Below are 25,973 nucleotides of genomic sequence, written 5' to 3' on the forward strand. Positions count from 1 at the left end.
AGGCTCTCCGCAGTTCAAACGATGGTGAACAGCGGTTGGTCGTACTCAACCGGCTGGCCGTCTTCGACGAGGATGGACTCGATCACACCGCTGGTTTCAGCTTCGATGTGGTTCATCATCTTCATGGCTTCGACGATGCACAGAGTGTCGCCTTTCTTCACGGTCTGGCCGACTTCAACGAAGGACGGCGAGGTTGGCGAAGATTTACGGTAGAACGTGCCGACCATCGGCGAACGGGCAACGGTGCCGTTCAGCGCTGGAGCAGCAGCGGCAGCCGGGGCGGCGGCAGCCACCGGAGCAGCAGCAACAGGTGCGGCAGCCGGCGCTTGCATCGGCGCCGGCGCGTAGTACTGCTGAGCCGGGGTCTTGCTGTGACGGCTGATGCGTACGGACTCTTCGCCTTCCTTGATCTCGAGCTCGTCGATGCCGGACTCTTCCAGCAATTCGATCAGTTTCTTAACTTTACGGATATCCATGAATCATCAACTCCCAAGGGTCGGTCAGGGGCGCTTAACGCTTGTAGTTCAAGTCGTTGCCTGTGTTTCAAGCTGTTCTAGTGCAGCCTCCAGGGCCAGTCGGTAACCGCTGGCGCCAAGGCCGCAGATCACTCCCACCGCTACATCGGAGAAGTAAGAGTGATGGCGGAAAGGTTCGCGTTTGTGCACGTTGGACAAATGCACTTCGATGAATGGGATGCTCACTCCCAGCAACGCGTCACGTAATGCGACACTTGTATGCGTAAAAGCCGCCGGATTGATCAGAATGAAATCGACGCCTTCGCCGCGCGCAGCGTGGATGCGGTCGATCAATTCGTACTCGGCATTGCTTTGCAGATACAGCAGGTGATGGCCGGCTTCACGGGCGCGGCGCTCCAGATCCTGATTGATCTGCGCCAGGGTCGTTGAACCGTAAGTGCCGGGTTCGCGGGTGCCGAGCAGGTTCAGGTTGGGGCCGTGCAGCACCAGGAGGGTTGCCATCTGCGTAGTCCTTGTTATGAGTGAGCAATCGTCAGAACCCGGCGACTATGCCGCAAAGACTTTGTGACTGTCCAGTTCTATGCAATAGCCAGCACGATGGCCGATGTTTGCGCGAAATATGTGACCAAGTGATTTGATCCGGTCATTTGCGGCAATCCTTGTAGGAGCTGCCGAAGGCTGCGATCTTTTGATTTTTAGAAGCAAGATCAAAAGATCGCAGCCTTCGGCAGCTCCTACAGGGATCTTTGTCAGACACGAAAGGCCTGAACGGCTGTATGCAGTTGCCCGCCAAGAACCAGCAAGTTCTCGCCCTGTTCGCGACCTTGGCCGATCCGCAGCAAGTTATCCCCACCCAACTGATGAATCCGCTCACTGTGATCGCGAATCTCGCTGACAGCGCCGCTCTGTTGCGCAGTGACATCGGCAATGCGGATCGCCGTCTCGGAGATGGTCTGGATCGCGGCGACGATTTTATCCAGCGCACCATCCGCTGCTTGCGCCTGGTTGGCTGTGGCTTCGGCGTGTTCGACCTGTGCGCGCATGCCTTCGACCGATTGCCGCGCCGCTGTTTGCAGGCCGGCGATCAGCGTCTGAATTTCCGCTGTAGCACCGGCGGTGCGTTGTGCCAGCGAGCGCACTTCCTCGGCCACCACGGCAAAACCACGGCCCATTTCCCCGGCGCGCGCCGCTTCAATCGCCGCGTTCAGCGCCAGCAGGTTGGTCTGGTCGGCAATCGAGCGGATCACCGTCAACACGCCGCCAATGGTTGCCGACTCTTCGGCCAAATGCTCGATCATCTGCGCGTTGCCCTGAACTTCACCGACCAGCGCGTGCAGGCCGGTCAGGCTCTGGCCGATCACGGTCTGGCCATGCACAACGGCCAGTCCGGCGTGACGGCTGGCCTCTGCTGCCTGTTGTGCATCACCGGCAACTTGCTGGATTGTCGCTTCAAGTTCGCCGAGGGAATCGCGGATCAGCGCGGTATCGCCGGCCTGATGTTCAGCCCCGCTGTGCAAGTCGTTGCTCAGTTCGGCGAGGGTGCGGCTGCTGCCCGCGACTTGTTCGGCGTTGCCACGAATCGTCCCGACCAGATCCACCAGATAGGCACGTAAGCGGTTTAGCGAGGCTTCGATGTCGTGCATTTCGCGGTTGGTCTTGCCCAACTGAATATCGCGGCTGAAATCGCCTTCGGCCCAGGTCGACAGCGCCGGCGCCAGATTGGTCAGGGTGCGCGAGAGCCGGCGCTGCAAGGTATCGATCAGCAACGCGATCAGCAGAATCAGGCCGATCATCACGCCTTGCATCAAGCGCACTTCGCCCTGGATCTGGCCGTGCTGGGCGCGTACCACCGGCTCTAGTCCGGCGATGGCTTGCTGTACGGCGGCGATTTTCTGGTGAGTGGCGGCGCTGAGGTCGGCGCGTTTCTGGATCTGGTCGCGAGTGCGCGCAAGCTCCGCCGGGTAGCGGGCCAACAAACTGTTGAGTTCACGCTTGAGGCCGACCCCGGCATCTTCGGCGACGGTTTTTTCACTGTTCTCGATGCCCATCATCGCCGCGAAGTCGTCGCTGCCCGATTCATTGTTGGCGACGACGCCGAGCAGCGGCAGGGCATCAAGCGCTTGAGCCTGCGAGCGAATACTGGTGACTTCGCGCTCAACATCGGCCGCCAGTTCGCTGCGCCCGCTGCTGACCAGTTTGCCCCGCGCCAGTGACAGTTTGCCCAAGTGCTGAGAGGCGATGAGCAACGGCGCCAGATAAGCCGGATTACCGTTGGCGTAGGTGCTGAACTGATCGAGGCTGGCGCTCAATTCGCGCTCGGCCTGCAATAGCAACGCCTGCGGATCACCCGCCAGTTTGCCGGCCGCGAGCAAGTCGGTTTTGCTGAACTCATCCAGGCCCGACAGGCTCGGGCGCAGCGTTTCAGCCAGCGCCGGCGGCAACTCATCGAGTTCTTTGCGCAGGCTATCGATGGCCTGGCTGGCGCTGCTCAGGCGCAGGGCATCACCGCTGCCGAGGTAGTCCTCAACGTTGCGTGCCACCTCGTTCTGAAATTGTTGCGACAGCCCAAGATAACGCTCCATCAACAGATACGGGCGTTCGAGGGCTTTTTGCGACCACCACAGCGTAGCGCCGAGTGCCAGGCACACGGCGACCAGCAGCAGCGTATTGAGATTGGTGAGCAACTTCAGGCGCATGACGGCTACCAACGGCAGAAATGGTAAGCGCCTGAATTTATTGCGGTTCTGTTACAGGGTTATGACCGAATCAGTGGAATCTGATGAAAAAGTGGCACTTTGCTTTGAGTCGCGCGCGGTCTGCACCCGGTTGCGCCCGGCCCCCTTGGCCCGGTACAGCGCTTCGTCGGCCTGACTGGCCATCATCAGGCTGTCGCAGTCATCGTGCATTTCCACCACGCCGGCACTGAAGGTGCACCACAAATCCTGCGGCTGCGCCGGATAATGGATTTCGGCGAAGCGCTGGCGGATTTCGTCGAGCACTTTGTGCGCGGCTTCTATATCAGTGTCGGGCATGACGATGGCGAATTCTTCGCCGCCGTATCGGCCAATGAAATCGGTTTTGCGCAAACGCTGCTTCAGAAACAGCGCGAGGCTCTTGATCACACGGTCGCCCATCGGGTGGCCGTGACTGTCGTTGACCCGTTTGAAGTGGTCGATGTCGAGCATGGCAAAGCTCAGCGGCTTGTTCTCGCGGCGGGCGCGGAATGAGCAATCCTCGAGCAGTTGCAGAATATGCGTGTGGTTGTACAGGCCGGTAAGGCTGTCGCGGACCATCCGTGCTTTCAGATTGCGCGCGCGGGCGGCGCGGTTGCGCACGGTAGTGATCAGGTGGCGCGGCTTGATCGGTTTGGTCAGGAAGTCATCGCCGCCTTCGCTCATGGCGTCGAGTTGCTTGTCCAGATCGTCTTCGGCCGACAGATAAATGATCGGCACGCTGACGTAGCGATCATTGTGGCGAATCACTTTGGCCAGTTCGGTGCCGGTGCAGGCCGGCATGTACATGTCGAGGATGATCAGGTCCGGCTGGAAATCGGCCAGCTCGGCCATCGCCTGAATCGGTTCGATCAAGGTGCGCGTGACGATCCCGGCGCTGTTGAGCAGGCGTTCGGTGTGCAGGGCTTGCGCGCGTGAGTCGTCGATGATCAACACTTTATAAGGTTCGTACTGGGCGACGCAGGTGAGGACCTCAATTTTTTCCAGCAGACTCGATGCTTCGAGAGTGCCGGTGAGGAACTCCTGGCCACCGGCACGCACGGCGGCGAGACGCGTCGGCGTGTCGGTTTCGTGCAGGCTGAAGAACAGCAGCGGTAGCGGCTCTTCCAGCCCGACCTGGGCTTCGGCGGCGAGCTTCAGACCGATGCCGGCGCCGCTGAAGTCCACGTCCATGACGATCGCTGCTGGCAGACGTTCGACCATTGAGGAGCGAAAGGCTGAAACACTGTCCAGCGCCTGCGCGCTCAGGCCGAAAAATTCCAGTTGCTTGGCCAGACGCTCGGCGCGGTCGTAGTCCTGCAGCATTACGTAGATCGGTTTGCGCAGAGGCGGCAAAAAAGTCTGGTCGAGTTGGTCGCCATGGCGCAGGCCGGTACGCGACAAGCGCTGCATCAAGCGATTGAGGTCGGTGATCAGGCCGCTGCTGAGGCGTCCGCGGTTGGCGTCCACCGCTTCCAGCGACTGGCTGATGTGCCGCGCCAGTTGAGTGTGTTCGGGCTGTTCGAAGCGCTCGGCAAAACGCAGCAGGCGCAGGTTGGCCTCGCTCAGTTCGGCGAGGTCGACAGTGGACCACTCACTGCGTTGCAGGCGCTGCCATATCTCAAGTATCTGACGTGCCTGATGAATTACCCGCTGGGCAAAGTGGTGCTTGAGACGCTCACGGCTGGGGTCTTCTGGCTCGGTCATATCCTGACTACTAGTTAGGCTGCATGCTGAGATCGACTGGTGGCTCTATGCTAGCACCTCTTTTCCCTTACACGAGTGTCGTACGTCAATAATCTGCAATGCGTCACTATTCAGTTTCTGACCGGACGGTTTTGTTTTTGACCTTGGCGTCTGACAAGTCCCCGTAGACCGGGCACTCCCTGACTAAACAGGGTGATCAGGATGACCACGCTGTCGTGCTTTTACCCGAGCGCTGAGTGACCTTTGCGATGGTTTTCAAGCCAATGGGCTGAAGCGTGGGCATCGGGGATTCCCTTAGTCATCGTCGAAGCGTCATTCGCCCATACGAATTGCGGCTTATCTTTACGCGCGGGTGCCCGGCCTTGGCACGTTGTTGTATGGTTGTGGTCGAACCGTTGAACCCAAGTGATTGAAAGGATATCGCCATGCTGGACTGGAAAAACCGCGCGGGCAGCGCGCCTGAACGTGCCGCCGAGCCCAAGTCGGCCGCCCGCAGCTATGTCGGTGGGGTGCTGTTCAGCCGAGCTTTGGCCACGCTGATCGGCCTCTATCTGCTGGTGACCATTGGCCTGGGCTGGTACTGGAGCCAGGAGCCGGCGCTGTTTCCGGTCGCGCAAAACGCTCAAGTGGCGGCCGAGAAAGAAGGCAAGCAGATGGTGATCGGCTACACCACCGTCGAAACCCTGAAGACCGTTGCCGGCACCTTGCTCAACAAGCCGGGCGGCTACATTTCCAACGACCGCTTCCCGCCGGGCCTGTGGATGGACAACACGCCAAGCTGGGAATACGGCGTTCTGGTGCAGGTGCGTGACCTGACCCGGGCTCTGCGTAAAGACTTTGCCCGTTCGCAATCGCAGTCGGCGGAAGATGCCGATCTGGCCAAGGCCGAGCCGCGTTTCAACTTCGACAACAAAAGCTGGATCCTGCCGTCGAGTGAGTCGGAATATCAGGAAGGCATCAACTCGCTGAGCCGCTATCAGGCTCGCCTGTCTGATCCAACCCAGAAAAACGCGCTGTTCTATGCCCGCGCCGACAACCTGAACAACTGGCTGGGCGATGTCGGCACCCGTCTCGGTTCGTTGTCGCAACGCCTGTCGGCCAGCGTTGGCCGGGTCAAACTCAATACCGCGCTGAAAACCGAAGTGCCGGCGATCGGCGAAGTACCACAGGTTGACGAAGAAGTCGTCGAGACTCCGTGGATGCAGATCGACAACGTGTTCTACGAAGCGCGTGGTCAGGCCTGGGCGCTGTCGCACCTGCTGCGCGCCATCGAGGTCGACTTCGCCGATGTGCTGGCGAAGAAGAATGCCACGGTCAGCGTGCGTCAGATCATCCGTGAACTGGAAGCCTCGCAGGAACCGGTCTGGAGTCCTATGATTCTTAACGGAAGCGGCTTCGGCGTGCTGGCCAACCACTCGCTGGTCATGGCCAACTATATTTCCCGTGCCAACGCCGCTGTGATCGATTTGCGTCAACTGCTCAATCAGGGCTGATTCATGAGTCAGAACGCCAAAGAGGCGGCCCATCGCGCCGCCTCGGATGCCGAACAGATCGCCTGGGTCGACGAGCAGGACAACCTGCTCGGCGCGCTCGTCCGTGCCGATCTGCGCGAGCGTGGGCTGATTGGTCGAGGCACCTACATCATGTTGTTCAATTCTGCCGGTGAGCTTTGCGTGCACCGGCGCACCTTGAGCAAGGCGATTTATCCCGGCTACTGGGATGTCGCGGCGGGCGGCATGGTGCAGGCGGACGAGACCTACGCCGAGTCGGCGGCCCGTGAGCTGGAAGAAGAATTGGGTGTCAGCGGCGTAGAGTTGACGGCCCATGACCATTTCTACTTCGAAGACACTGGCAATCGTCTGTGGTGTTCGGCGTTTTCTGCGGTGTGGGACGGCCCGTTGAACCTGCAACCTGAAGAAGTGCTGGAAGCGCGCTTTATTCCAGTCGATCAGGTCATGCGGGAAATCGAGCAGAAGCCTTATTGCCCGGACTCTCTGGCCGCTTTGAAGCGCTATCTGAAGGCGCAGCAAAGCGACGTCGCAAAGAACACATAAATTGGCGCCGATTGGCACTTAGCAATCGGGATTTTTGCCGTTACACTGCGCGACCTTTTCAAGCTGCGCCGCGAGTGCTTTTTGTAGGAGCTGCCGCAGGCTGCGATCTTTTGATTTTTTGTTTTGGCGTCGAAATCAAAAGATCGCAGCCTCGTTTCACTCGACAGCTCCTACATTTGGCGCTTTATCGGTGCAGTAGCGCTGCCCCTGCCTGAGTGGGGCTTCGCGGTCGATGACCTTGCCCAAGGTCGCGATCAGTCTTTGTCCTCCCAAGAGGATTGCCGGTGGCCAAAAAAGCCGCATCCTTCGCCGCCCTTGGTGGCCTGGTATTTTCCACCGACGCAGGTCGTCATTGCCCGGAATGCAGTAAGCCGGTAGACGCCTGTATCTGCAAACAAACCGTGATCCCGGCCGGTGACGGCATTGCCCGCGTGCGTCGCGAGAGCAAGGGCCGTGGCGGCAAGACGGTGACCACCATCACCGGTGTGCCACTGGCCGAAGACGCGCTCAAAGAGTTGGCGACAACGTTGAAGAAACGTTGCGGCACTGGCGGGGCGTTGAAAGACGGCATCATCGAAATCCAGGGCGATCATGTCGAGCTACTCTTGGCTGAGCTGATCAAGCACGGTTTCAAAGCGAAGAAGTCCGGCGGCTAGCAGCCTCTGTGAAATCCATCTGCGGCTTGATCCGGCGCTGAAACACTTCAGATCCGGCGTCGTCTCCATGGTTTTCACAGAGCCTGTTCATGACCGGTTTCTAAACTCCACGCAGTCAGTGAGGTCTACCGCCGCGCTGACGAACCGTCATTTTCATACTTTAGACTGCGCCGGCCTGCGATCAGGCGACGCACTATGACTTCTTTATAGGGGACTTCGATGTCCGTACGACGCACACGCAAAGACGATGGCAGCCAATGGACAGTTGCGGACAGCCGCAGTGTTTACGGGATTCGCCATTGGGGGGCCGGGTATTTCGCGATCAATGACGCCGGTCGCGTCGAAGTTCGTCCGAACGGCCCGAGCAGCTCGCCTATCGACCTGTTCGAGCAAGTCGACCAACTGCGCAAGAGCGGTTTGTCTTTGCCGTTGCTGGTCCGTTTTCCCGACATCCTGCAAGACCGTGTCCGCCAGTTGACCGGCGCCTTCGATGCCAACATCGAGCGTCTGGAATACCAGAGCAAGTACACCGCGCTGTACCCGATCAAGGTTAACCAGCAAGAAGCGGTGATCGAGAACATCATTGCCACCCAGGACGTGTCCATCGGCCTGGAAGCCGGCTCCAAGCCTGAGCTGCTGGCCGTGCTGGCGCTGGCGCCGAAGGGCGGCACCATCGTCTGCAACGGTTACAAGGATCGTGAGTTCATCCGTCTGGCGCTGATGGGTCAGAAGCTCGGTCACAACGTGTTCATCGTCATCGAGAAAGAATCCGAAGTCGGTCTGGTGATCGAAGAAGCTGCCTCGCTGAAGGTCAAGCCACAGGTCGGCCTGCGCGTGCGTCTGTCGTCGCTGGCGTCGTCGAAGTGGGCGGACACCGGTGGCGAAAAATCCAAGTTCGGTCTGTCGGCGGCGCAACTGCTGTCGGTGGTCGAGCGTTTCCGCGCGGCCGGTCTCGATCAGGGCATCCGTCTGCTGCACTTCCACATGGGTTCGCAGATCGCCAACCTGGCCGACTACCAGCACGGCTTCAAGGAAGCGATCCGTTACTACGGCGAGCTGCGCAACCTCGGTCTGCCGGTTGATCACATCGACGTCGGTGGTGGTCTCGGTGTCGACTACGACGGCACGCACTCGCGCAACGCCAGCTCGATCAACTACGACATGGACGATTACGCCGGTGTCGTGGTCGGCATGCTCAAGGAGTTCTGCGACGCGCAGGCGTTGCCGCACCCGCACATCTTCTCCGAGAGCGGCCGCTCGCTGACCGCGCACCACGCGATGCTGGTCGTGCAGGTCACCGACGTCGAGAAGCACAACGACGAAATCCCGCAGATCGAAAACAAGGAAGCGCTGCCGGAAACCGTGCAGTGGCTGGTTGATCTGCTCGGCCCGACCGACATCGAAATGGTCACCGAAACCTACTGGCGTGCCACGCACTACATGAGCGATGTGGCTGCGCAGTACGCCGACGGCAAACTGACCCTGGCTGAAAAAGCCCTGGCCGAGCAGTGCTACTTCGCTGTCTGCCGTCGCCTGCACAACTCGCTGAAAGCGCGTCAGCGTTCGCACCGTCAGGTGCTCGACGAACTCAACGACAAACTGGCCGACAAGTACATCTGCAACTTCTCGGTATTCCAGAGCCTGCCGGACACCTGGGCGATCGATCAGGTCCTGCCGATCATCCCGCTGCACCGTCTCGACGAAGAGCCGCTGCGCCGCGCGGTGTTGCAGGATCTGACCTGCGATTCCGACGGCAAGATCAACCAGTACGTCGACGAGCAGAGCATCGAAACCAGCCTGCCGGTCCACGGTTTGAATGAAGGCGAAGACTACCTGCTGGGCGTATTCCTGGTTGGCGCCTATCAGGAAATCCTTGGCGACATGCACAACCTGTTCGGTGACACCGACTCGGTGAACATCTACCAGAACGCCGATGGCAGCGTGTACCACGCTGGCATCGAGACCCACGACACCATCGAAGACATGCTGCGTTACGTGCACTTGTCGCCGGAAGAACTGATGACTCACTACCGCGACAAGTGCGCCAGTGCCCGCATCAGTGCCAGCGAGCGCACGCAATTTCTCGATGCCTTGCGTCTGGGCCTGACCCGTTCCTCCTACCTGTCCTCCTGACGCCAGGTGGCGATCTCGCCGGGTTGTCCGAATTTTTTCCGAAAGTGGTGGAAAATTCGCATGACCCGGTGGGATATCTCCCAAAATCTTCGCGAAATGCTTGGCATCCCCGGCCAGCAAAGTCATCCGGTCTGCTTTTCACGTAGGTCATTTCCTAAGTTGTACTTCAGCTCTCTACTCGGCCATGGCTCTCGGCGAGAATCCCCGACCGCCCCTCCTGTAGAGATCCGCCCATGTTCGAACCAGTCAACGAGTCGTCGTTTCGTCTCGATGTAGCGGGCCTGTCCGACCCCTTCGAAGTCCTGGCCTTTACCGGTAGCGAAGCCCTCAGCGAATCCTTTGCGTTCGAGATCGATGTGTTGATCGACGATCCGCACCTGGATCTCGCCGGTCTGCTTTACCGTTCGGCGTTCCTCTGTTTCGGGCCGTCGGGGGAGGGTGTGCACGGGCAATTGCAGAGCCTTGTCCAGCATGAGCATGATCATGGACAGGGTTTGCGGTTGAGCCGGATCCGTCTGGGGCCGAAACTGGGTTGCCTCGCGCTGCGCTTCAGCCAACGAATCTTCAGTGGCCGTTCGGTGCCGCAGATCATCGAACAGGTGCTCAGAGAGCACGGCATCGTCGGTGCCCAGCGCCGCTTCGAGTTACGCGGGGAGTACGCGCCCCGGACGTTCTGCACCCAATACCGCGAGTCCGATCTGCAACTGCTCCAGCGCTTGTGCGCGCAGGCGCGGATTCACTATTACTTTGAACACGACCGTGACCGGCATTGTCTGGTTTTTGCCGATGATCCGGCGCAGTTGCCCTTGGCCGGTGCCGCGCGGTATCAGCGCGAGGACAATGGGCATAACGCTTCTCGCACCTTGCACCAATGGCAGTTGCAAGAGACCGTGCAGGCCAGCTCATCGGGCCAGCAACAGGCCGAAGGACAAAGTGAGCTGGCGGCGTTGCGCAGCGGTCATTGGCTGCGATTGGCCGGTCATCCTTTCGCCGAATGCAATCGCCCATGGTTGCTCACACGCATTGAACATCGCGCCGATCCCTCCCTCGAACGTCCTTATGCCAATCGCTTGTTTGGTGCGTTGCAGGTGCCGTGTGCATCAGCCACTGCGCCCTCGCGCATGCACAGCCTGCAACGGGCGTGGGTGGTGACGGTGGACGAACCGCAGCCTGATTGCCAGCGCCCGGTGGCGGTGCAATTCGATTGGCTCTATCAAGGCGAAGGCGCCGCGCCGAGTCACTGTTGGCTACCGCTCGCGCCATCCGTGGCGCAAACGCCAATTGCGGCGCTGAGCGATGGCGTCGAGGTGGTGGTGAGCTTTTTCGAGGGCGATCCGGATCAGCCGATGATCAGCGGTGTACTGCAACCGCCACTTGCCGTCGCCGAGCCTGACGATGCCCCGCCACTGCCCGACAGCTTGGTGAGTGAAGGCCTGCAGCAACTGCTGGCGTCCGGCGAGCCGTTGCTGCTGTTGTGCCTGATCCCCGGCGGCGGCAGTTTCAGTCACTGCGCAGAGCCGGTGTGCAGTTGTCGACTGGTCACCGCCCTTGAACAGAGCGGCACAACATGACTGGCGCGGCGCTTGAGCCCATGGCGCAGTGGCTGTTGCTCGATGGCCCGGATGCACCGCAGGCCTTGCTGGTATTGCGCCAGGCCTTTGCCGATGTGCGGTGCTTCAAGCTGTTCGATGGCACCGAGTTTGAACCGGTCAGCGAGCATGGCCCGGTGTTGATCGAGTTGCGCGATTGCCCGGCATTGGCCGCGTTGTGTCACCGCGATCCGGACACCTGGCGTGGGCTGTTGCTGGGCAGTGAGGTCTCGGCGCAACAGTTGCTGAGGCACTTGCAGCGCATGCTCACAGTGTCGTTCGGATTGAGTCATCGGGCGTTGCTCAGCTATTACAACCGGCAGACCGCGAGCTATTTTTTCGACGCTTGCGACGCCTCTGAATTGAGCCGCTGGCTCGGGCCGATCCGTCAGATGCGCTGGTTCGGCGGCACTTGGGCCGACCGCGCGATTGGCAGCCAGGGCTGGCAGCAGTTGCGCAATCCGGGGCTTGCCGTCGAACCGCTGAGCATCGAAGAAAGCCTGACCCGGCGCCAGCGCGAACGCTTGCAAACCTGCTTGCTGGAACAGCACATCTGGCGCTGGTGCCAATCGTTGGGAACCGATTACGCGACGATGTCCTCCCATGTTCAACAAGGCCTGGCGCTAGGATTCAGCGACCGCACCGTGCTCGATGGCTGGTTATGGCTACGCTTGCTGCATCCGCGTGCCGTGCTGGTGCCACCGCCGGTGGGTTTGACCCAACAGCAGCGGCTTGACCATGTACGACGCCAGTGGCGCGGCGATCAGTCCTGAGGCGAGGTTCGGCGCGTATGACACGGTTTTTCCGGCAAGGGGTGGGCGCTGTGATCGGCAGTGTGTTGCTGCTGGCGCTGAGCGGTTGCTCGCCCGTGCAGTTGCTCAACGCGCTGACACCGGACAGCACCTACGACAAAACCATGGGCATCGCGTATGGCGACGACCCTCGGCAGAAGCTCGATGTGTATGTGCCGCATCAGCCGATGGCGGGCGCGCCGGTGGTGGTGTTTTTCTATGGCGGCAGCTGGAACAGTGGCTCGCGCGTTGACTACCGCTTTGTCGGTGAAGCGCTGGCGTCCCGGGGGATAGTCACGGTGGTGGCGGATTACCGTTTGTATCCACAGGTGCGCTATCCACTGTTTCTGCAGGACGGCGCGCGGGCGGTGGCGTGGACCAAAGCGCATATCCGCGAGTTTGCCGGCAACCCGCAGCGCTTGTATGTGATGGGTCACAGCTCTGGCGGATACAACGCAGCGATGCTTGCGCTGGATGGTGAGTGGCTCGCGGCGGTGGGCATGTCGCCCAAGGATTTGCGCGGCTGGATCGGTCTCGCCGGGCCTTACGACTTTCTGCCGATCAAGAATCCCGAGGTGCGCCCGGTGTTCTTCTGGCCGGACTCACCGCCGCAATCGCAGCCGATCAACCATGTCAGTCCCGGCGCACCGCCCGCGCTGCTGATTGCCGCGACCGAGGATGATCTGGTCAACCCGACGCGCAACACCGGCGGGCTTGCGAGCAAACTGCGCGAGGCAGGGGGGCCTGTGCAGGACTTGTATTACTCGCGGCCCAATCACATTACGTTGGTTGCGACCTTGTCACGACCGTTGCGGCAACTGGCGCCGGTGCTCGATCAGGTGGTCGGGTTTATCGCCCACACGCCAGCTCAGTGAACGCCGCCACTGAACCAGCCATCGTTGCGTTTGAGCCACCAGGCTTGTGCGCCGAGCGTCAGGCTGCGCAACACCATGAACAGCAGAAAAGATATCCACAGCCCGTGATTGCCCAGACCTTGCAACGCCCAGGCGAACGGCATCAACAGCACCACAGTGATCAACATGCCGTTGCGCATTTCCCGCGCGCGGGTAGCGCCGATGAACAAGCCGTCGAGCAGGTAGCTCCAGACTGCAATCAGCGGCAGCACTGCGAGGTAGGGCAGGTAGACGAAGGCCGTGTCGCGCACGCTCTGGATGTCGGTCTGCATCTCAATGAACAGGTGCCCGGCCAGCAGAAACAACGTGGCGAAGGCGAGGCTGGCGATCAGTGACCAGCCGCCGGCAACCACCAGCGATCGACGCAGGGCCAGGCGATCACGGGCGCCGATGGCGTGTCCGCACAAAGCTTCGACGGCATGGGCCAGACCGTCCAGCGCATGTGCGGTCAACAGCAAGCCATTGAGCAGCAGCGCGTTGGCGGCCACCGTCGAATCACCCAGTCGCGCGCCTTGCACGGTGATCATGAAAAACACCGATTGCAGCGCCAGGCTGCGGATGAAGATGTCGCGGTTGACCGCCAGCAACGGGCGCCAGCTCTGCCAGACCTTCAGCGCCGCCCAGACAATGTGCCCCGGATACGCCCGCAATGCCTTGCGTGTCAGCAGCAGGCCGAGCAGGGCGCCGCTCCACTCGGCGATCACCGAGGCCCGCGCCGAACCGACCACGCCCCAGTCCAGGCCGATGACGAACCACAAATTGAGAACGATGTTGATCAGGTTGGTGCTCAGCAGAATCGCCAGCGGCGCCCGGGCGTTTTGCGTGCCGAGGAACCAGCCGACCAGCGCATAACTGGCCAGCGCCGCCGGCAAGCCGAACAGCCGCGTGTGGAAAAAGTCCCGAGTGAGCTGATCCAGCTCCGCCGACGGTTGCATGAAGTGCAGCGCGACGCCGCTCAGCGGCACACCCAACGTGCCAAGCACGAGTGCCAGTCCCATCGCCAGCAGCAGGCCCTGCAACAGAATCTGCCGTAATGCCGCACCGTCGCTGCGCCCGGCAGCCTGTGCGGCAAACCCGGTGGTGCCCATGCGCAGAAAACCCATGGCCCAAGCGAGAAAAGTGTAGAGGCTGGCGCCGACTGCCACCGCGCCCAATTGATGGGCGTGGGGCAGGTGGCCGATGACGGTGCTGTCGACCAGCGCCACCAGCGGTACGGAAATATTCGACAGAATCATGGGCGCGGCGAGTGCCCAGACCTTGCGGTGCGTCGGGCGGTCGCGCCAGTCGGCGATCAGAGTGGGCATGCAGGCTCCTTGGGGAAGCGGACATTGTAGCGATGCACCGCGGATTTACCGCACCCGAAATCTGCGTCGGGCGGCAATGGCGCTCCCCGACGACACATCGGGTTATGCGCCCAGCTCAAAAACATGCCGCGTATATCTATGTACCGCACACCAGATTTGCACACGGGGTTCAATCGCCCTCAAGCAGTCAAACAAATTACTGGAAGGCGCAATGGATCACTCTGAAAGCATCATCTCTGGCATCGTCAACGCCGTTGTGACGGCGCTTCGTTCCACCGGTTTTTTCGAAAGCGCAGAGAACTCGATAGTCAGCGCCCCCTATCGCAAGCACATTATCTGGCTGAAAAAGCGCAGCGATGAAGCATCCCTTGAGGTCCTCATCAAGGCTGAGATAACAAGAAGCGTTGATTGCAACGTTACGACTACATTGCCAGGCAGACTTCACAAAGAGTCGCTGGGATATTTTCGACTTGATTTGCCGATTACCCTGTCGACAAGAAAGGGATGCCCGGTCACCCACGAAGAAACGGTGTCGTTAGTGCTCACGGATAACACGTTCGATTATTCGAGCAGACAACCCATTGTTATTCATGCGCACGAGCATATTGATATTTCGTACGCGATTGAAAAAAAGCGCGCGGCGATTAGCGGTTGAGCGGTTGTTGAACAAAAAAACCGCCGGGTATTTCGCTGCGGCGCATGTCCGGAACATTAATGGATTGAATTGGCCTGTGTTTACTAATGATCAGGCTGTAAGGAAACGAAATGGAAAACGAGCGAAACATCATCCACGAACCTGTGTCTCAGGAAACTTTGCGCGACAGGGACTATTCCGAACGCCCGGAGAATATCCGGATAAAAGCCCCTGATCGGAAACATGTTTTCTGGCTGCCGAGGCGCGACGACGCGCAAACGCTGGTCGTACGGATTCAGGCCAGGATCACCGTTATTGGAGAATGCAATCTTTGGACAGACTGCGGAATGGGGGGCAATCTGTTTTTCGGTGATCTGGAGGCGATTCCGGAGGGTTATTACAAGATCGATAAACCCTATGAACTGACTACACAGCGACTGCAATGCGGTCGTGATGCCAAGACTTACGATCTGATACTCAGAGACAGCCTGCTTGCCTATTCCAGCACCGCTCCAATTGTTATTCACGCACATGAGGACATCGATATTCATTACACCGTAGAAGCCAGGCCCGAAGAATCCGGGAGCTGAGTGCTGCCAGCTTTGAATTGATTGATCCTTTATTTGATCAGCCCCCTGATATGAGGGGGCTTTTACAGGATCAATGAATAATCCAGCTCAATAGCCACAACCCCAGCAACAACCAGATAATCCCGGCAATGATCGAGGCATTCATGAACGCGCGGATCGCCGACCACAACAGCATCAACCCGACAATCAACGCGATGATGCTGATGATCGAGGTGTCCATGCCCAGGGTTTTGGCGAGCCCGTCGACAAAGTTGCCGCCGGCATTGCTCAGAATGTTGAACAAGCCACTGAGGCCGTCGACGATAAAGCGGATGACCGAACCGAGCGCCTGGCCGAGCCATTCGAAAAAGCTTTCTACCTGCATGTGTGCATCCTGATGAAAGAGCTGAGCCTTGGGCCACAACGCAGGTGGCCGAGTTCCCTGCATGATAGAAGGTTTGCACCCATTCTGTGTGGGAGCGAGCCTGCTCGCGAATACGGTGGATCAGATAACTGATGGGTTGAATGACACACCGTATTCGCGAGCAGGCTCGCTCCCACATCAGATCACCTGCGCCGCTTGCCTTTGGTGGGTATCCCCCCGAAGCTATACGCCTTCAGGAGAGCCCGATGAACCTTGTTGAACTGACCGAACGCCTGCACGCCATTCGCGACCGCAATGACTGGCGGCAATTTCACAGCCCGAAAAATCTGGCCATGGCGGCCAGTGTCGAGATGTCTGAACTGGTGGAAATCTTCCAGTGGCTGACGGAAGACCAGTCGCGCCAGTTGCCGGCGGACAAACTCGCCCACGCCGGGCAGGAAGTCGGCGATATCGTGCTGTATCTGTTGCTGCTGTGCAGCGAATTGGGGTTGGACATGAATGAAGTGGTGCGCGCCAAGCTCGCCGACAGCGAACGGCGGTTCAGCTGATGAGCGACCGGCATTTCGATCAGTTGGCGACGCGGTTCGCCGAAAAAATCTATGGCGGCGCCAAAGGCGCGATTCGCCTCGCGGTGTTGCAGGCCGATCTTATCGAGGCATTGCCGGGTCGTCCGTTGCGGGTGCTCGACATTGGCGGCGGCCTTGGCCACATGTCGCTGTGGCTGGCTGAACGCGGTCACGATGTGACCTTCACCGAGCCGGCCGCACCGATGCTCGAAGGCGCGCGCCAGCGTTTCGCTGAAGCCGGGCAAACCGCGACGTTCATTCAGGCGCCATGGCAGGAACTGCTCGGGCAACTTACTGAACCGTACGATCTGGTGATCTGCCACGCCGTGCTGGAATGGCTCGCCGAACCCCACGCGATCCTGCCGGTGCTGCATCAGTTGACCAAGTCTGGTGGCTGGTTGTCGCTGGCGTTCTACAACCGTGATGCGCTGATCTACCGCAACCTGCTCAAAGGCCATTTCAAGAAAATGCGCAAGAACAGCATGGCCGGGGAAAAGCAGAGCCTGACCCCGCAACAACCGCTGGACCCACGGGAATTGGCAACGCAACTCGACGGCCTGTGGCAGGTCGAAACCCAGAGCGGGATTCGCGTTTTCCACGACTACATGCCGGTGGAGTTCCAGGCCCGCGCCGAACTCGCGGATTTGCTCGAGATGGAACTCGCTCACCGCCGTCACCCAAGCTTCGCCGGGCTTGGGCGCTACTTGCACTGGATCTGCCGGCCGATCTGATCGGAGCGCGACATGAAAGCTCAATCCGGGTTATTGCTGATCTGTCTGGGGTTGGCTGCCTGCCAAAGCAGCAACCCGTACGTGGCGCAATCGCGGCCCTTGCCGCCTGCACCGCCCCAGGCCGCCGCCACCTTCGACCGCAGCGCGTACCCGGCGCCGCCGCGTGACTACGGACGCTATCGCAGTTGGGCCTGGCTCAATGGGCAATTGCCGCCGGGTACGGCGTGGGCCGATTCGGCGCAAGTGGCCGAGGCGGTGAGCAATGCCCTCGATCAGCGCGGTTTGCGCCCGCTGCACGACAAGCGCCCGGCCGACTTGTTGGTCAGCGCCAATCTGCGTCTGGAAACCCGCTTGCGTCAGGTCCAGGACGACTACGGTTATTACGGCGGCGGATACGGCGGCTATGATCGATATGGTCGCGGTTATGGCATGTACAACACGGTGCCGATCGTACGCACGTATTCCGAGCAAGTCGTGGTGGTGCAAGTCGATCTGTTCGATGCCGGCACGGGGCAACCGGTGTGGAGCGCCAGTGCTGAAACCGCGAACAAGGGTAGCGAAATCGATCGCACCGATTCGATCCGCGAGGCTGTGGAAAAGGCCATGTCGGCGTATCCTCCCGGTTAGCTTCCTGCCAATCAGAAGCTGCCGCAGGTTCATGTCTTCAACCGGAGAAAAACCATGTTCCGCCGTCTCGTTCTACTGGCCATGGCCGCGCTGCTCACCGCCTGCGCCGCCAACCAGGTCAATCACGACTTCGATGCCAGCCGCGACTTTGCCGCCTATCGCAGTTGGAGCTGGAAAGACCCCGCCCTGCAATATCGCCCCGATGATCCGCGAATCAAAAGCGACCTGACCGAACAGCGCATCCGCCAGGCAGTCGCCGACCAACTCGATCAGCGTGGCTTGCGCCCGGCGGCTGCGGGCGCCAGGGGTGACTTGAGTGTGCAGACCTACTTGATCGTCGAGGATCGTCAGCAGCAAGTAACAACCAACTACGGCGGCGGTTGGGGTGGCCCGTGGAACGGCTACTGGGGCGCACCGATGTACAACGAAACGCGCAACATCACCTACAAGGTCGCGACCATCCAGATCGACCTGCTCGACGGCAAGGACGGCAAACTGGTGTGGCGCGGCAGTGATGAGCAGATGCTCGCCAGCAAGCCTAATCCGCAGGATCGCAGCAATGCCATCCGCGAGACGGTCGGGCGGATTCTGGTCAACTATCCACCGCGCTGAATCCGTTCAGGAAAAGCGGGAGCTCTTGAGCTCCCATTTTTTGCCCTGCGACGAACCCCTGTAGGAGCTGCCGAAGGCTGCGATCTTTTGATTTTGCTTTTTAGAGGCCAAGATCAAAAGATCGCAGCCTGCGGCAGCTCCTACCGGGGATTGCGCGTCTACACTCAGTTGCACCAATGGAGCTAGCGGCAAAGGAGTGCGCCATGTCGCCTCGTTCGCGATTCAACAGCCCGGCCCGGCAGCGCGGGGCGATTGGCTTGATGGCGGCGGCCACCCTCAGTCTGGCGGTGGTGATGCTGCTGTTGGTGGTCGACACCGGTCGCCTGTACATGGAACAACGCAAATTGCAGCGCGTGGTCGACAACGCCGCCCTCGAAGCCGTCAGCCGTGGCGGTAATTGCCTGCCGGGCCTGAGCGCCGCCAGTTATGCCGGGCAAAGCGCCGTGCGCAATGGCTACCTCGTCGATGCCAGCAACACCCTCGCCACCACATGCGGCACCTTGGTGACGGCCGCCACCGGCCTGCGCACGTTCGCAGTGGATGCCACGCAAGCGGCAGCGGTCAAAGTCGTCGCCAGTCGCACGGTGACCAGCAGTTTTGCCGGTGGCGTACAGGCCTTGTTCAGCGGCACACCGGTCAGTCTCAATACCACGCTCAATGCCTCGGCGGTGGCCGCCAAACCGCAGCCGACGGTGGCCCAGTTGAATATTCGCAGCACCCTGGCCAGCATCGATACGGCGCAGTCGAACATCCTCAATCCACTGTTTTCCGGATTATTGGGCGGTAACGTCAATCTCACGGCTCTGGGCTGGGATGGCCTGCTGAACACCGACATCAACTTGCTCAAATACCTTGATCAACTGGCGATAAATCTCAACGTCGCGGCCGGCAATTACACGCAGTTGCTCAACACCCAGGCGACCGTGACGCAACTGATTCAGGCGGCGGCGACGGTGGTGCAGCTCAATGGCGCGACCGCCCAGGTGATCACTGCACTGGGCCAATTGCAGGTCGCGGCAATCAATGCCGCGCCGGTCAAACTCGGCGACATCCTGCAACTGCAGACTGGCACCACGGCGGCAGGGCTGGACGCCAATCTGCAACTGCTGCAACTGATTCAGGGCGTGGTGCAACTGGCCAATAGCAAGAGTGCGGTGGCGGCGACATTGCCGATCAGCGTGCTCGGGCTGGCGAATGTCACGGTGCGGGTGAAAGTGATCGAACCGCCGCAGTTTTCTGCGATTGGCGATCCGGCGCGGGCCAAGGTCAACCCGACCGGGGCGGACCGGATTTATGTGCGTACGGCGCAGGTGCGCACATTGGTGTCAGTCAGTCTGCCGGTGCTCAGCGGCGTCACCGGGCTGACCAATGCCGTGCTGGGGCTGGTCGGTGGCTTGACCCCGACCCTCAATGCACTACTGAGTCTGAATCTGGTCAGTACGCTCAATTCAGTCCTGTGTCTGTTGGGCGCCGGTTGTGAGCAACTTGATCCACAATTGCTGCCATCACCGCAAATCGACATCAGTCTGGATGCCGGTGGCGCCAAGAGTTATGTCACCGATTACAGCTGTCCGACGGGCACCACCGGCACCAAGAGCCTGACCGCGCATACCATCACGTCCATCGCTGATTTGAAACTCGGCAAGATCGATCCGACCAATGCCTTCTCTTCGGCGGCCGAACCCACGGTGGCGCCCTTGGCGCTGATCGATCTGGGGATCGTCACCTGTCACAAAATCCTGCTGCTCGGCACCTGTGATCCTGCCACCCATGTCCCTTTCGGCGCGGGAGGCATCGGCATCATGCTCGACACCAGCGTCGCGCAAAACACTCAGGATCTGGTCTTCTCCAGCGCCACGCCATTCGCCACCCCGGCCAACCTCAAATTGCCCCCAAGCATTCAGTCAGCCGCACCCACCAACAACATCGTTGGCAGCCTGTCGAACACCCTCGCCGGCATCAACCTGATCGTCTACAAACCCCAGGGCAGTAATCCATTGGGTGCCGTTGTTACCGGCGTTGCCTCGTTGATCAGTGATGTCACCAGCAAGTTACTGCCAGTGGTGACCAATCTGGTCAGCCCATTGCTCGACCCGCTGCTGAACAACCTGCTCAAAGGTCTGGGCATCAATCTGATGGACGTCGACGTCGGCGCCAACATGACCTGCGGCCAGACCGGCAAGGCCTATCTGGTGATCTAGGCGTCCACGGCAACCGGCAACTCGATGCAGAACCGTGCACCCTCCACCGAGTTGCGCACGCTCAACCGGCCACCCATGTTGTCGATGATGCCGTAGCTCACCGACAGCCCCAGCCCGGTGCCGACGCCGATCGGTTTGGTGGTGAAAAACGGCTCGAAAATCCGCTCCAGCAAACGCGGATCGATGCCGCCACCGTTGTCCTCGACCCACAGCCGCACGCACTGTTCATCGCGTTCGGCATAGATTGAGATCCACGGTTTGAAGCTTGAGTCCTTCTCGCGTTTGCTCAGCAACGCGTCGCGCGCATTGACCATCAGATTGATCAACACCTGTTCAAGCTGATCGACGTAGCCGCGCACCTGGACCTCGAACCCGGTCTCGCTGATGCGCAAATCCACGCCTTTGCCGCGCATGCCCTCGGCCAGCAGCGACAGCGTGCCTTCGATGGCCGAGGCCGGGTTGAACAGTTGCTGCTCGATCTCCGAGCGCCGGCCGAATACGCGCATGTGATCGACCACTTTCGCCGCACGCTGCACCTGCGCGTCGATGCGGTTGAGTTTGTCGGTCAGGTAGTCGACCTGCACATCGCCGTTGCCCAGACGCTTGAGCACGTTGACGATGGCCATGCGCATGACGTTCAGCGGCTGATTGATTTCATGGGCCAGGCCGGTGGCCATTTCGCCAAGGGTGGCCATTTTCGCGCTTTGCGTGAGTTGCTGCTGCGAGCGGCGCACCTCGGTGTTGTCGCGGCCCACCGCTTGCACTTCGATCAATTGGCCGTGTTCATCGAATACACCGCGATCGGACCAGACCCACCAGGCGTGTTCGCGGCCGGGCAGTTGCAGGCTGATTTCTGCGGTGCTCACCGGCTGCTCCGCCGTCAGTGATCCGAGACGCTGGACGAATGCGGCGCGTTGTTCCTCGGACATCCAACTGCCTAGATCGACCCCCGGCAGTTGCTCCGGCGTGCATTCCAGATACCTCGCCAGCGGCCGGTTGCCGAAAGTCAGGATTAGGTCCGGGCGATAACGACAGATCATCGCTGGCGAGTCCTCCACCAGAATCCGATAGCGCTCTTCGCTCTTTTTCACCTGCTCGGCCGCCAGGGTCGCCTCGGTGACGTCCAGCCACAGACCGACTGCTTCCACGGGCAGGCCCAGGTCATTGCGCAGCAACTTGGCTTCATCAAGCAGCCAGTGATATTCACCGTGACGATCGCGCAGCCGATAACGCGCGCGCACTGAACCTTCGCGCAACAGCTGGCGACTGCGGGCGAAATACAGGTCACGGTCTTCGGGGTGGATCATTTCGACCAAGGCCCCGTTCCCGCAATCATCAAGGCTCCAGCCCAGCAACGGCTGCAGGCTGGCACTGAAGAACGCCGGAATCAGTGCACCTTCGTGGTACTGCTGGACGTAAATTACTGCGGGCGAACTGGCGATCAGATTGTCGAGCCGTGCATGTGCGGCAGCGGCTCGTTGGTGCTGGTTCTGAATGTCGCTGATATCGAGCATGAAACCGACCAACCGGCGGTACTCGCCGCTGCCAATCACTTGGCCCTGCACGCGATACCACAGGGGTGCCTGCGCGGGATCATCGCTGCTCAGACGCACCGAAAGCGTCAGGGCTTCGCCCTGTTGCTGCAAGGCTTGCAGACGGCTGCGCAGCTCTTCACGGTCGGCGGGATGGATTTGCCTCAGCCAGTCTTCCAGCGATAATCCGCCAGGGTTCACCTTCAGGGCTGCGGCCAGCGCAGGCGCCAATTGAATGTTGTTGTCGCCTGCAAGGATCTCCCACCAGCCGGTGCCCAGCAGGGTTTGCAGCGCTTCGATGCGTTCCAGTTGCAGGTGATGTTGCTGTTCACGCAAACGCCCCAGTAAAGGCCCGGCCAGTGCACCGACCAGTGCGATCCAGTCGCGCTCGGTCAGGTACGGCGCGGCGCTGTCCACGGAGTAAAAACCGCAGAGCAGCCAAGCCACCACGCCGCGTTCATCGCTATACGGCACCGCGAAACCTTCGGCATTGCCGAACAGGACTTGCACCCGCGAGTGTTCGTCGAGGCCATGGTGTGCGCCGACACGCTGTGGCGCGACACCGTTCAGGCTGTCCAGCGGCGTGCCCAGACGCTGCTGGTCATGCCACAGATTCGGCGCATCGTGAGCGCGATACTGGCGATAGATTTGCCAACCCTGTTGCTCGTCATCGAGCAAAGCCAGGGCCACACAAGGGATATGCCAGCGCTGGGCGATCAGTTGCAATTGTTCGCTGACGATCACTGGCAAACGCAACTGGCTGCACGCGCGTAACTGTTCGCTGATCTGCCCGGCAATCAATTGGCAGGCATCCCGCTGACGCGATTGTTGACGTTCGAGCAGCAAGTCGGCGATATCGATCAACTGCATCAGCCAGCCTTCGCCCTGCGGCTGCACCCAGCCACGCAGGTGCACGGTCTGCTCGCCCAGACCGAAGAAGTCGAGATCAAGCAGCAGCCCCTGCCATTCCCTTGGTCGACCTTCGATGGCCAGTGTGCTGTGCGGCAGCAGGTAGGTGCTCAGCGGTAAAGGGTGATCGTGAGGCTTGAACTGCGCCAGCAGATGCCGCAACGGCCCAGCCATTTGCAGCACGCCACCGTCATCGTTCAGGTACAGGTGCAAGCCTGTTGCGGGTGAGCCGAGAGGGTCGGGCAACTCATGGGCGGCGGGTGGTGTGCGTTTGAGCAAGCGCCCGAACAGTTTGTCCCCCGACGTCAAAATTGCAGACTCGATTTGGCGGTCAGATAGGTGGGCAGACTAGGCACTGTGCCAACGACCGGAAGCACCAGAAACGGCATGACCTGATTCAACTTGCTGACTGGATAATCCACTCGCACCGTCAGCAGGCCTGACGCGCTGTATTGGCTGCTGGTATCAACGCCGACCACCAGGTTGAAGACCGGCGGAATCCAGGACAATTGCTGGGTCAGCGTGGCATTCGCGGTGTTAAGCACGACCGTTGGATAGTTGGGCGTGTTGGGGTCGACCGCGACACTGCGGCGTACCGCTTCGGACGTGGCCTGATTGAACGATTGCATCATCACCAACGGCAGGCTGTAGCTGACCAGACCGTAGAACACGGCGAAAAAGATGATGAACACCAAGGCGAACTCGATCGCCACCGCACCTTTTTGCGACTTCCGAAAGCCGGTTTTCATGAGTGCGTCTACCCTGACTGTCACTGCGTAGTATCAGCATAGAATCATTCCGCAAAAATGGACGGTTTTTACCCGATGTACAGTTTTGTCCTCTTGATCTGGCTGGGGCTGTGCGCGGCGCAAGACGCCCGCCAGCGACGCATCGCCAATGGGCTGACCTTCGGCGTCGCCGCGCTGGCGCTGATCTGGCTGCTGTGGACCGGCAGCACTTGGCTGGGCGCTGATGCGGGGCAGGGCGGTTGGGCTTGCCTAATCGCTCTGGCGCTGACCCTTCCGGGTTTTTTCATGGGCCGGATGGGTGCCGGCGATGTGAAATTAATGACAGCTCTGGGCCTTGCGACGGACGGTCTGTTCATTCTTGGCGTGTTTATTGGCGCAGGGTTTGCCAGTGTGGTCTGGCTGCTGCTGGCGCCAAGAGTCTGGCTCCATATGAGTCAAGGGCTTAGAGATCGTCTGCGATATCTGGCGCCAGATAAGTCAAAAAAGCTGCCATTTGCACCGTTCGTGTTGGTGGGGGCCGTGTTTGTCATGCTTTGGATCCACTAGTCGCCAAGCGCCACTAGTCCTATGTACATAGTCGGAAAGTACGTCTACTTTCAAAGGAACTGGTTATACAGCCAAAGGCTGGCAGTACAGGAATGGTCAGCTTTGGCCTGGCACATGGAGTAGCACGTGAACAAGCTTACGTCTGCGGTAAAAGTCCTCGTGGTCGACGATCAGCCGTTGATTGTTGAGGAGCTGTGCGAGTTTCTTGAAAGTAGCGGTTATCGCTGTGTGCCGTGCGAATCGAGTCTGCAGGCGATCGAGCGTTTCACTGAGGACGCGGAAATCGGTCTGGTGCTGAGTGATCTGCACATGCCGGACATGGATGGCATTCAGTTGATTCAGGCGTTGCAGCGACTGGCGGGCAAGCATCGGGCTTTTGAGGCGATCATGCTCACCGGGCGTGCCGACAAGCAGGATGTGATCAAGGCGTTGCGTGCCGGGATTGCTGATTACTATCAGAAGCCGATTGATCTGGATGAATTGCTCGAAGGTGTGCGGCGACAGGAGGCGGCTCTGCAGGAACGGCAGAAGAATCTGCAACTGGGGCATTTGAATCAGAAGTTGCAGTATCTGTCTGAGTCGATTGATGACCTTTATCAGGATCTGGACAAGGTACGGCGTAGTCCTTCGTCGGTGGTTCGCGATGGATTGGGTGGTGAGTCTGCTGAGGCTGAGGCGCAGGAGATGCCGGCGATTTTCAATCAGTTGTCGCCGCGGCAATTGGATGTGGCGCGGTTGGTGGGCAAGGGGCAGACCAATTATCAGATTGCCTGTGAGTTGGGGATTACCGAGAACACGGTGAAGCTTTATGTTTCGCAGGTGTTGCGGTTGACGCATATGCATAATCGGACGCAGTTGGCTCTGGCTTTGTCGCCGAGTGCTTCTGCTGCGCGGCAGAGGGTTACGGCGCATTGACTTGGCGGCCTGTGGGCCGACCAGGTTCTTGGGGTTTGGTGTGTATATCCGTTTTTTTGGGTGTTGCGGCTGGCGGTTCCGCCCTTACGGCGGGTCACTTTTTCAGACGCCAAAAAGTAACCAAAAGGCTGGGCCCCGGCGTTCGGCCCTCGCCGTGGCTCGGGTTCCTTCGTTCCGGGATCTATCCGGGGGGCATCGCCTACGGTTTGCTTCGCTGCACCTCCTCTCGATGTGTTTGGCTTCGCCAAACGGTCGCTGCGCTCCCACCCCCGGATAAATCCCTCCACTCAGCCTGCCGAAGGGGCCAGCAGATCAAAAGCTGCAGCCGAGCTAACGCTCATCCTGTTGAGTGGTTAGGAGCGGGTGAGGGGCTTTTGATCTGTTTTAGAGTCTGAATTCGACTCGGTCTTTCACGTCGGCGTAGCTCTCCCAAACACCTCGGTCAGTCCCCTCTCCCTCAGGGAGAAGGCTAGGGTGAGGGGCTTTTGATCTGTTTCAGAATCTGAATTCGACTCGATATTTCACGTCGGCGTACTGCAGTGGTCAACTAATTCCGGACACCTCGATAGGTGGTTTTGACGCCATCGCCCGCTCGTAAACGGTCGGTGGCAGATATCCCAGTTTCGAGTGCAGCCGTTCGTTGTTGTAAAACCCAACGATGT

At 59.9% G+C, this 25,973-nt stretch carries 24 protein-coding genes; 16 read left to right on the forward strand and 8 right to left on the reverse strand.

What is annotated here, in order from left to right:
• Positions 1–14: 14 nt before the first annotated feature.
• The 4 genes from accB to gcbA all read right to left on the reverse strand — a co-directional run bounded on the left by accB (position 15) and on the right by gcbA (position 4,894).
• Positions 15–476, reverse strand: a complete 462-nt coding sequence (gene accB / locus CKW38_RS19000) for an acetyl-CoA carboxylase biotin carboxyl carrier protein (protein ID WP_007914603.1) — start codon at positions 474–476, stop codon at positions 15–17.
• 48 nt (positions 477–524) lie between these two features.
• Positions 525–977 carry a type II 3-dehydroquinate dehydratase gene (gene aroQ / locus CKW38_RS19005; RefSeq protein ID WP_007914604.1) on the reverse strand — a complete coding sequence of 151 codons (453 nt, stop codon included), beginning with the start codon at positions 975–977 and terminating at the stop codon, positions 525–527.
• Positions 978–1,225: 248 nt separating this feature from the next.
• The gene (locus CKW38_RS19010) at positions 1,226–3,172 is read right to left on the reverse strand and encodes a methyl-accepting chemotaxis protein (protein WP_095113543.1); all 1,947 of its coding nucleotides are present in this window, start codon (positions 3,170–3,172) and stop codon (positions 1,226–1,228) included.
• 51 nt (positions 3,173–3,223) lie between these two features.
• On the reverse strand, positions 3,224–4,894 hold the full coding sequence (gene gcbA, locus CKW38_RS19015) for a diguanylate cyclase GcbA (RefSeq protein ID WP_007914606.1): 1,671 nt from the start codon (positions 4,892–4,894) through the stop codon (positions 3,224–3,226).
• Between the two features lie 425 nt (positions 4,895–5,319).
• On the opposite strand from gcbA, the gene CKW38_RS19020 reads away from it, so the two are divergent.
• From CKW38_RS19020 to CKW38_RS19050, 7 genes are all read left to right on the forward strand, one after another.
• Positions 5,320–6,387, forward strand: coding sequence for a DUF2333 family protein (locus tag CKW38_RS19020; protein ID WP_007914608.1), 1,068 nt, complete (start codon positions 5,320–5,322; stop codon positions 6,385–6,387).
• 3 nt (positions 6,388–6,390) lie between these two features.
• On the forward strand, positions 6,391–6,948 hold the full coding sequence (locus CKW38_RS19025) for an NUDIX hydrolase (RefSeq protein WP_007914611.1): 558 nt from the start codon (positions 6,391–6,393) through the stop codon (positions 6,946–6,948).
• 284 nt (positions 6,949–7,232) lie between these two features.
• Positions 7,233–7,604, forward strand: a complete 372-nt coding sequence (locus CKW38_RS19030) for a translation initiation factor Sui1 (protein WP_007914613.1) — start codon at positions 7,233–7,235, stop codon at positions 7,602–7,604.
• 219 nt (positions 7,605–7,823) lie between these two features.
• Positions 7,824–9,737, forward strand: a complete 1,914-nt coding sequence (speA, locus tag CKW38_RS19035) for an arginine decarboxylase (RefSeq protein ID WP_007914615.1) — start codon at positions 7,824–7,826, stop codon at positions 9,735–9,737.
• A 233-nt stretch (positions 9,738–9,970) separates the two neighbouring features.
• The gene (locus CKW38_RS19040) at positions 9,971–11,308 is read left to right on the forward strand and encodes a type VI secretion system Vgr family protein (RefSeq protein WP_095113544.1); all 1,338 of its coding nucleotides are present in this window, start codon (positions 9,971–9,973) and stop codon (positions 11,306–11,308) included.
• Positions 11,305–12,099, forward strand: coding sequence for a DUF4123 domain-containing protein (locus CKW38_RS19045; protein WP_095113545.1), 795 nt, complete (start codon positions 11,305–11,307; stop codon positions 12,097–12,099). Before CKW38_RS19040 ends, CKW38_RS19045 begins: the two co-directional genes overlap by 4 nt.
• A gap of 17 nt (positions 12,100–12,116) precedes the next feature.
• Complete coding sequence (locus CKW38_RS19050; protein WP_095113546.1) at positions 12,117–12,992, forward strand: alpha/beta hydrolase; 876 nt, start codon at positions 12,117–12,119, stop codon at positions 12,990–12,992.
• Here CKW38_RS19050 and CKW38_RS19055 read toward each other — a convergent pair.
• Positions 12,986–14,335, reverse strand: coding sequence for an MATE family efflux transporter (locus CKW38_RS19055; protein WP_007914620.1), 1,350 nt, complete (start codon positions 14,333–14,335; stop codon positions 12,986–12,988). The two genes, CKW38_RS19050 and CKW38_RS19055, sit on opposite strands and share 7 nt — an antisense overlap.
• A gap of 211 nt (positions 14,336–14,546) precedes the next feature.
• On the opposite strand from CKW38_RS19055, the gene CKW38_RS19060 reads away from it, so the two are divergent.
• Positions 14,547–14,990: an ecotin family protein gene (locus CKW38_RS19060; protein WP_095113547.1), complete on the forward strand. Its 444-nt coding sequence runs from the start codon at positions 14,547–14,549 to the stop codon at positions 14,988–14,990.
• A 110-nt stretch (positions 14,991–15,100) separates the two neighbouring features.
• Complete coding sequence (locus tag CKW38_RS19065) at positions 15,101–15,559, forward strand: ecotin family protein (RefSeq protein WP_095113548.1); 459 nt, start codon at positions 15,101–15,103, stop codon at positions 15,557–15,559.
• A 70-nt stretch (positions 15,560–15,629) separates the two neighbouring features.
• On the opposite strand, the gene CKW38_RS19070 is transcribed toward CKW38_RS19065, so the two are convergent.
• Positions 15,630–15,923, reverse strand: coding sequence for a hypothetical protein (locus tag CKW38_RS19070; RefSeq protein WP_007914623.1), 294 nt, complete (start codon positions 15,921–15,923; stop codon positions 15,630–15,632).
• 245 nt (positions 15,924–16,168) lie between these two features.
• Here CKW38_RS19070 and CKW38_RS19075 point away from each other — a divergent pair, with 245 nt between their 5' ends.
• The 5 genes from CKW38_RS19075 to CKW38_RS19095 all read left to right on the forward strand — a co-directional run bounded on the left by CKW38_RS19075 (position 16,169) and on the right by CKW38_RS19095 (position 20,660).
• On the forward strand, positions 16,169–16,471 hold the full coding sequence (locus CKW38_RS19075) for a MazG-like family protein (RefSeq protein WP_007914625.1): 303 nt from the start codon (positions 16,169–16,171) through the stop codon (positions 16,469–16,471).
• Positions 16,471–17,220, forward strand: a complete 750-nt coding sequence (locus tag CKW38_RS19080; RefSeq protein WP_007914626.1) for a methyltransferase — start codon at positions 16,471–16,473, stop codon at positions 17,218–17,220. Before CKW38_RS19075 ends, CKW38_RS19080 begins: the two co-directional genes overlap by 1 nt.
• A 12-nt stretch (positions 17,221–17,232) precedes the next feature.
• Positions 17,233–17,847 (forward strand): DUF4136 domain-containing protein, encoded by a 615-nt coding sequence (locus tag CKW38_RS19085; protein ID WP_007914627.1) that lies wholly within the window; start codon positions 17,233–17,235, stop codon positions 17,845–17,847.
• Between the two features lie 54 nt (positions 17,848–17,901).
• Positions 17,902–18,459, forward strand: a complete 558-nt coding sequence (locus tag CKW38_RS19090; RefSeq protein WP_095113549.1) for a DUF4136 domain-containing protein — start codon at positions 17,902–17,904, stop codon at positions 18,457–18,459.
• Between the two features lie 203 nt (positions 18,460–18,662).
• A complete protein-coding gene (locus CKW38_RS19095; RefSeq protein WP_007914629.1) occupies positions 18,663–20,660 on the forward strand; it encodes a pilus assembly protein TadG-related protein in 1,998 nt (665 codons plus the stop codon).
• On the opposite strand, the gene CKW38_RS19100 is transcribed toward CKW38_RS19095, so the two are convergent.
• Positions 20,657–23,410: a PAS domain-containing sensor histidine kinase gene (locus CKW38_RS19100; protein WP_095113550.1), complete on the reverse strand. Its 2,754-nt coding sequence runs from the start codon at positions 23,408–23,410 to the stop codon at positions 20,657–20,659. The genes CKW38_RS19095 and CKW38_RS19100 overlap by 4 nt on opposite strands.
• A complete protein-coding gene (locus CKW38_RS19105; protein ID WP_095113551.1) occupies positions 23,407–23,850 on the reverse strand; it encodes a TadE/TadG family type IV pilus assembly protein in 444 nt (147 codons plus the stop codon). Before CKW38_RS19105 ends, CKW38_RS19100 begins: the two co-directional genes overlap by 4 nt.
• Positions 23,851–23,925: 75 nt before the next feature.
• On the opposite strand from CKW38_RS19105, the gene CKW38_RS19110 reads away from it, so the two are divergent.
• Positions 23,926–24,396 (forward strand): prepilin peptidase, encoded by a 471-nt coding sequence (locus CKW38_RS19110; RefSeq protein WP_176472353.1) that lies wholly within the window; start codon positions 23,926–23,928, stop codon positions 24,394–24,396.
• Positions 24,397–24,522: 126 nt separating this feature from the next.
• Positions 24,523–25,311 carry a response regulator transcription factor gene (locus CKW38_RS19115; RefSeq protein ID WP_095113552.1) on the forward strand — a complete coding sequence of 263 codons (789 nt, stop codon included), beginning with the start codon at positions 24,523–24,525 and terminating at the stop codon, positions 25,309–25,311.
• The last annotated feature ends 662 nt before the right edge of the window (positions 25,312–25,973 follow it).

The sequence above is a fragment of the Pseudomonas sp. Irchel 3H7 genome, assembly GCF_900187605.1.
Taxonomy (GTDB): domain Bacteria; phylum Pseudomonadota; class Gammaproteobacteria; order Pseudomonadales; family Pseudomonadaceae; genus Aquipseudomonas.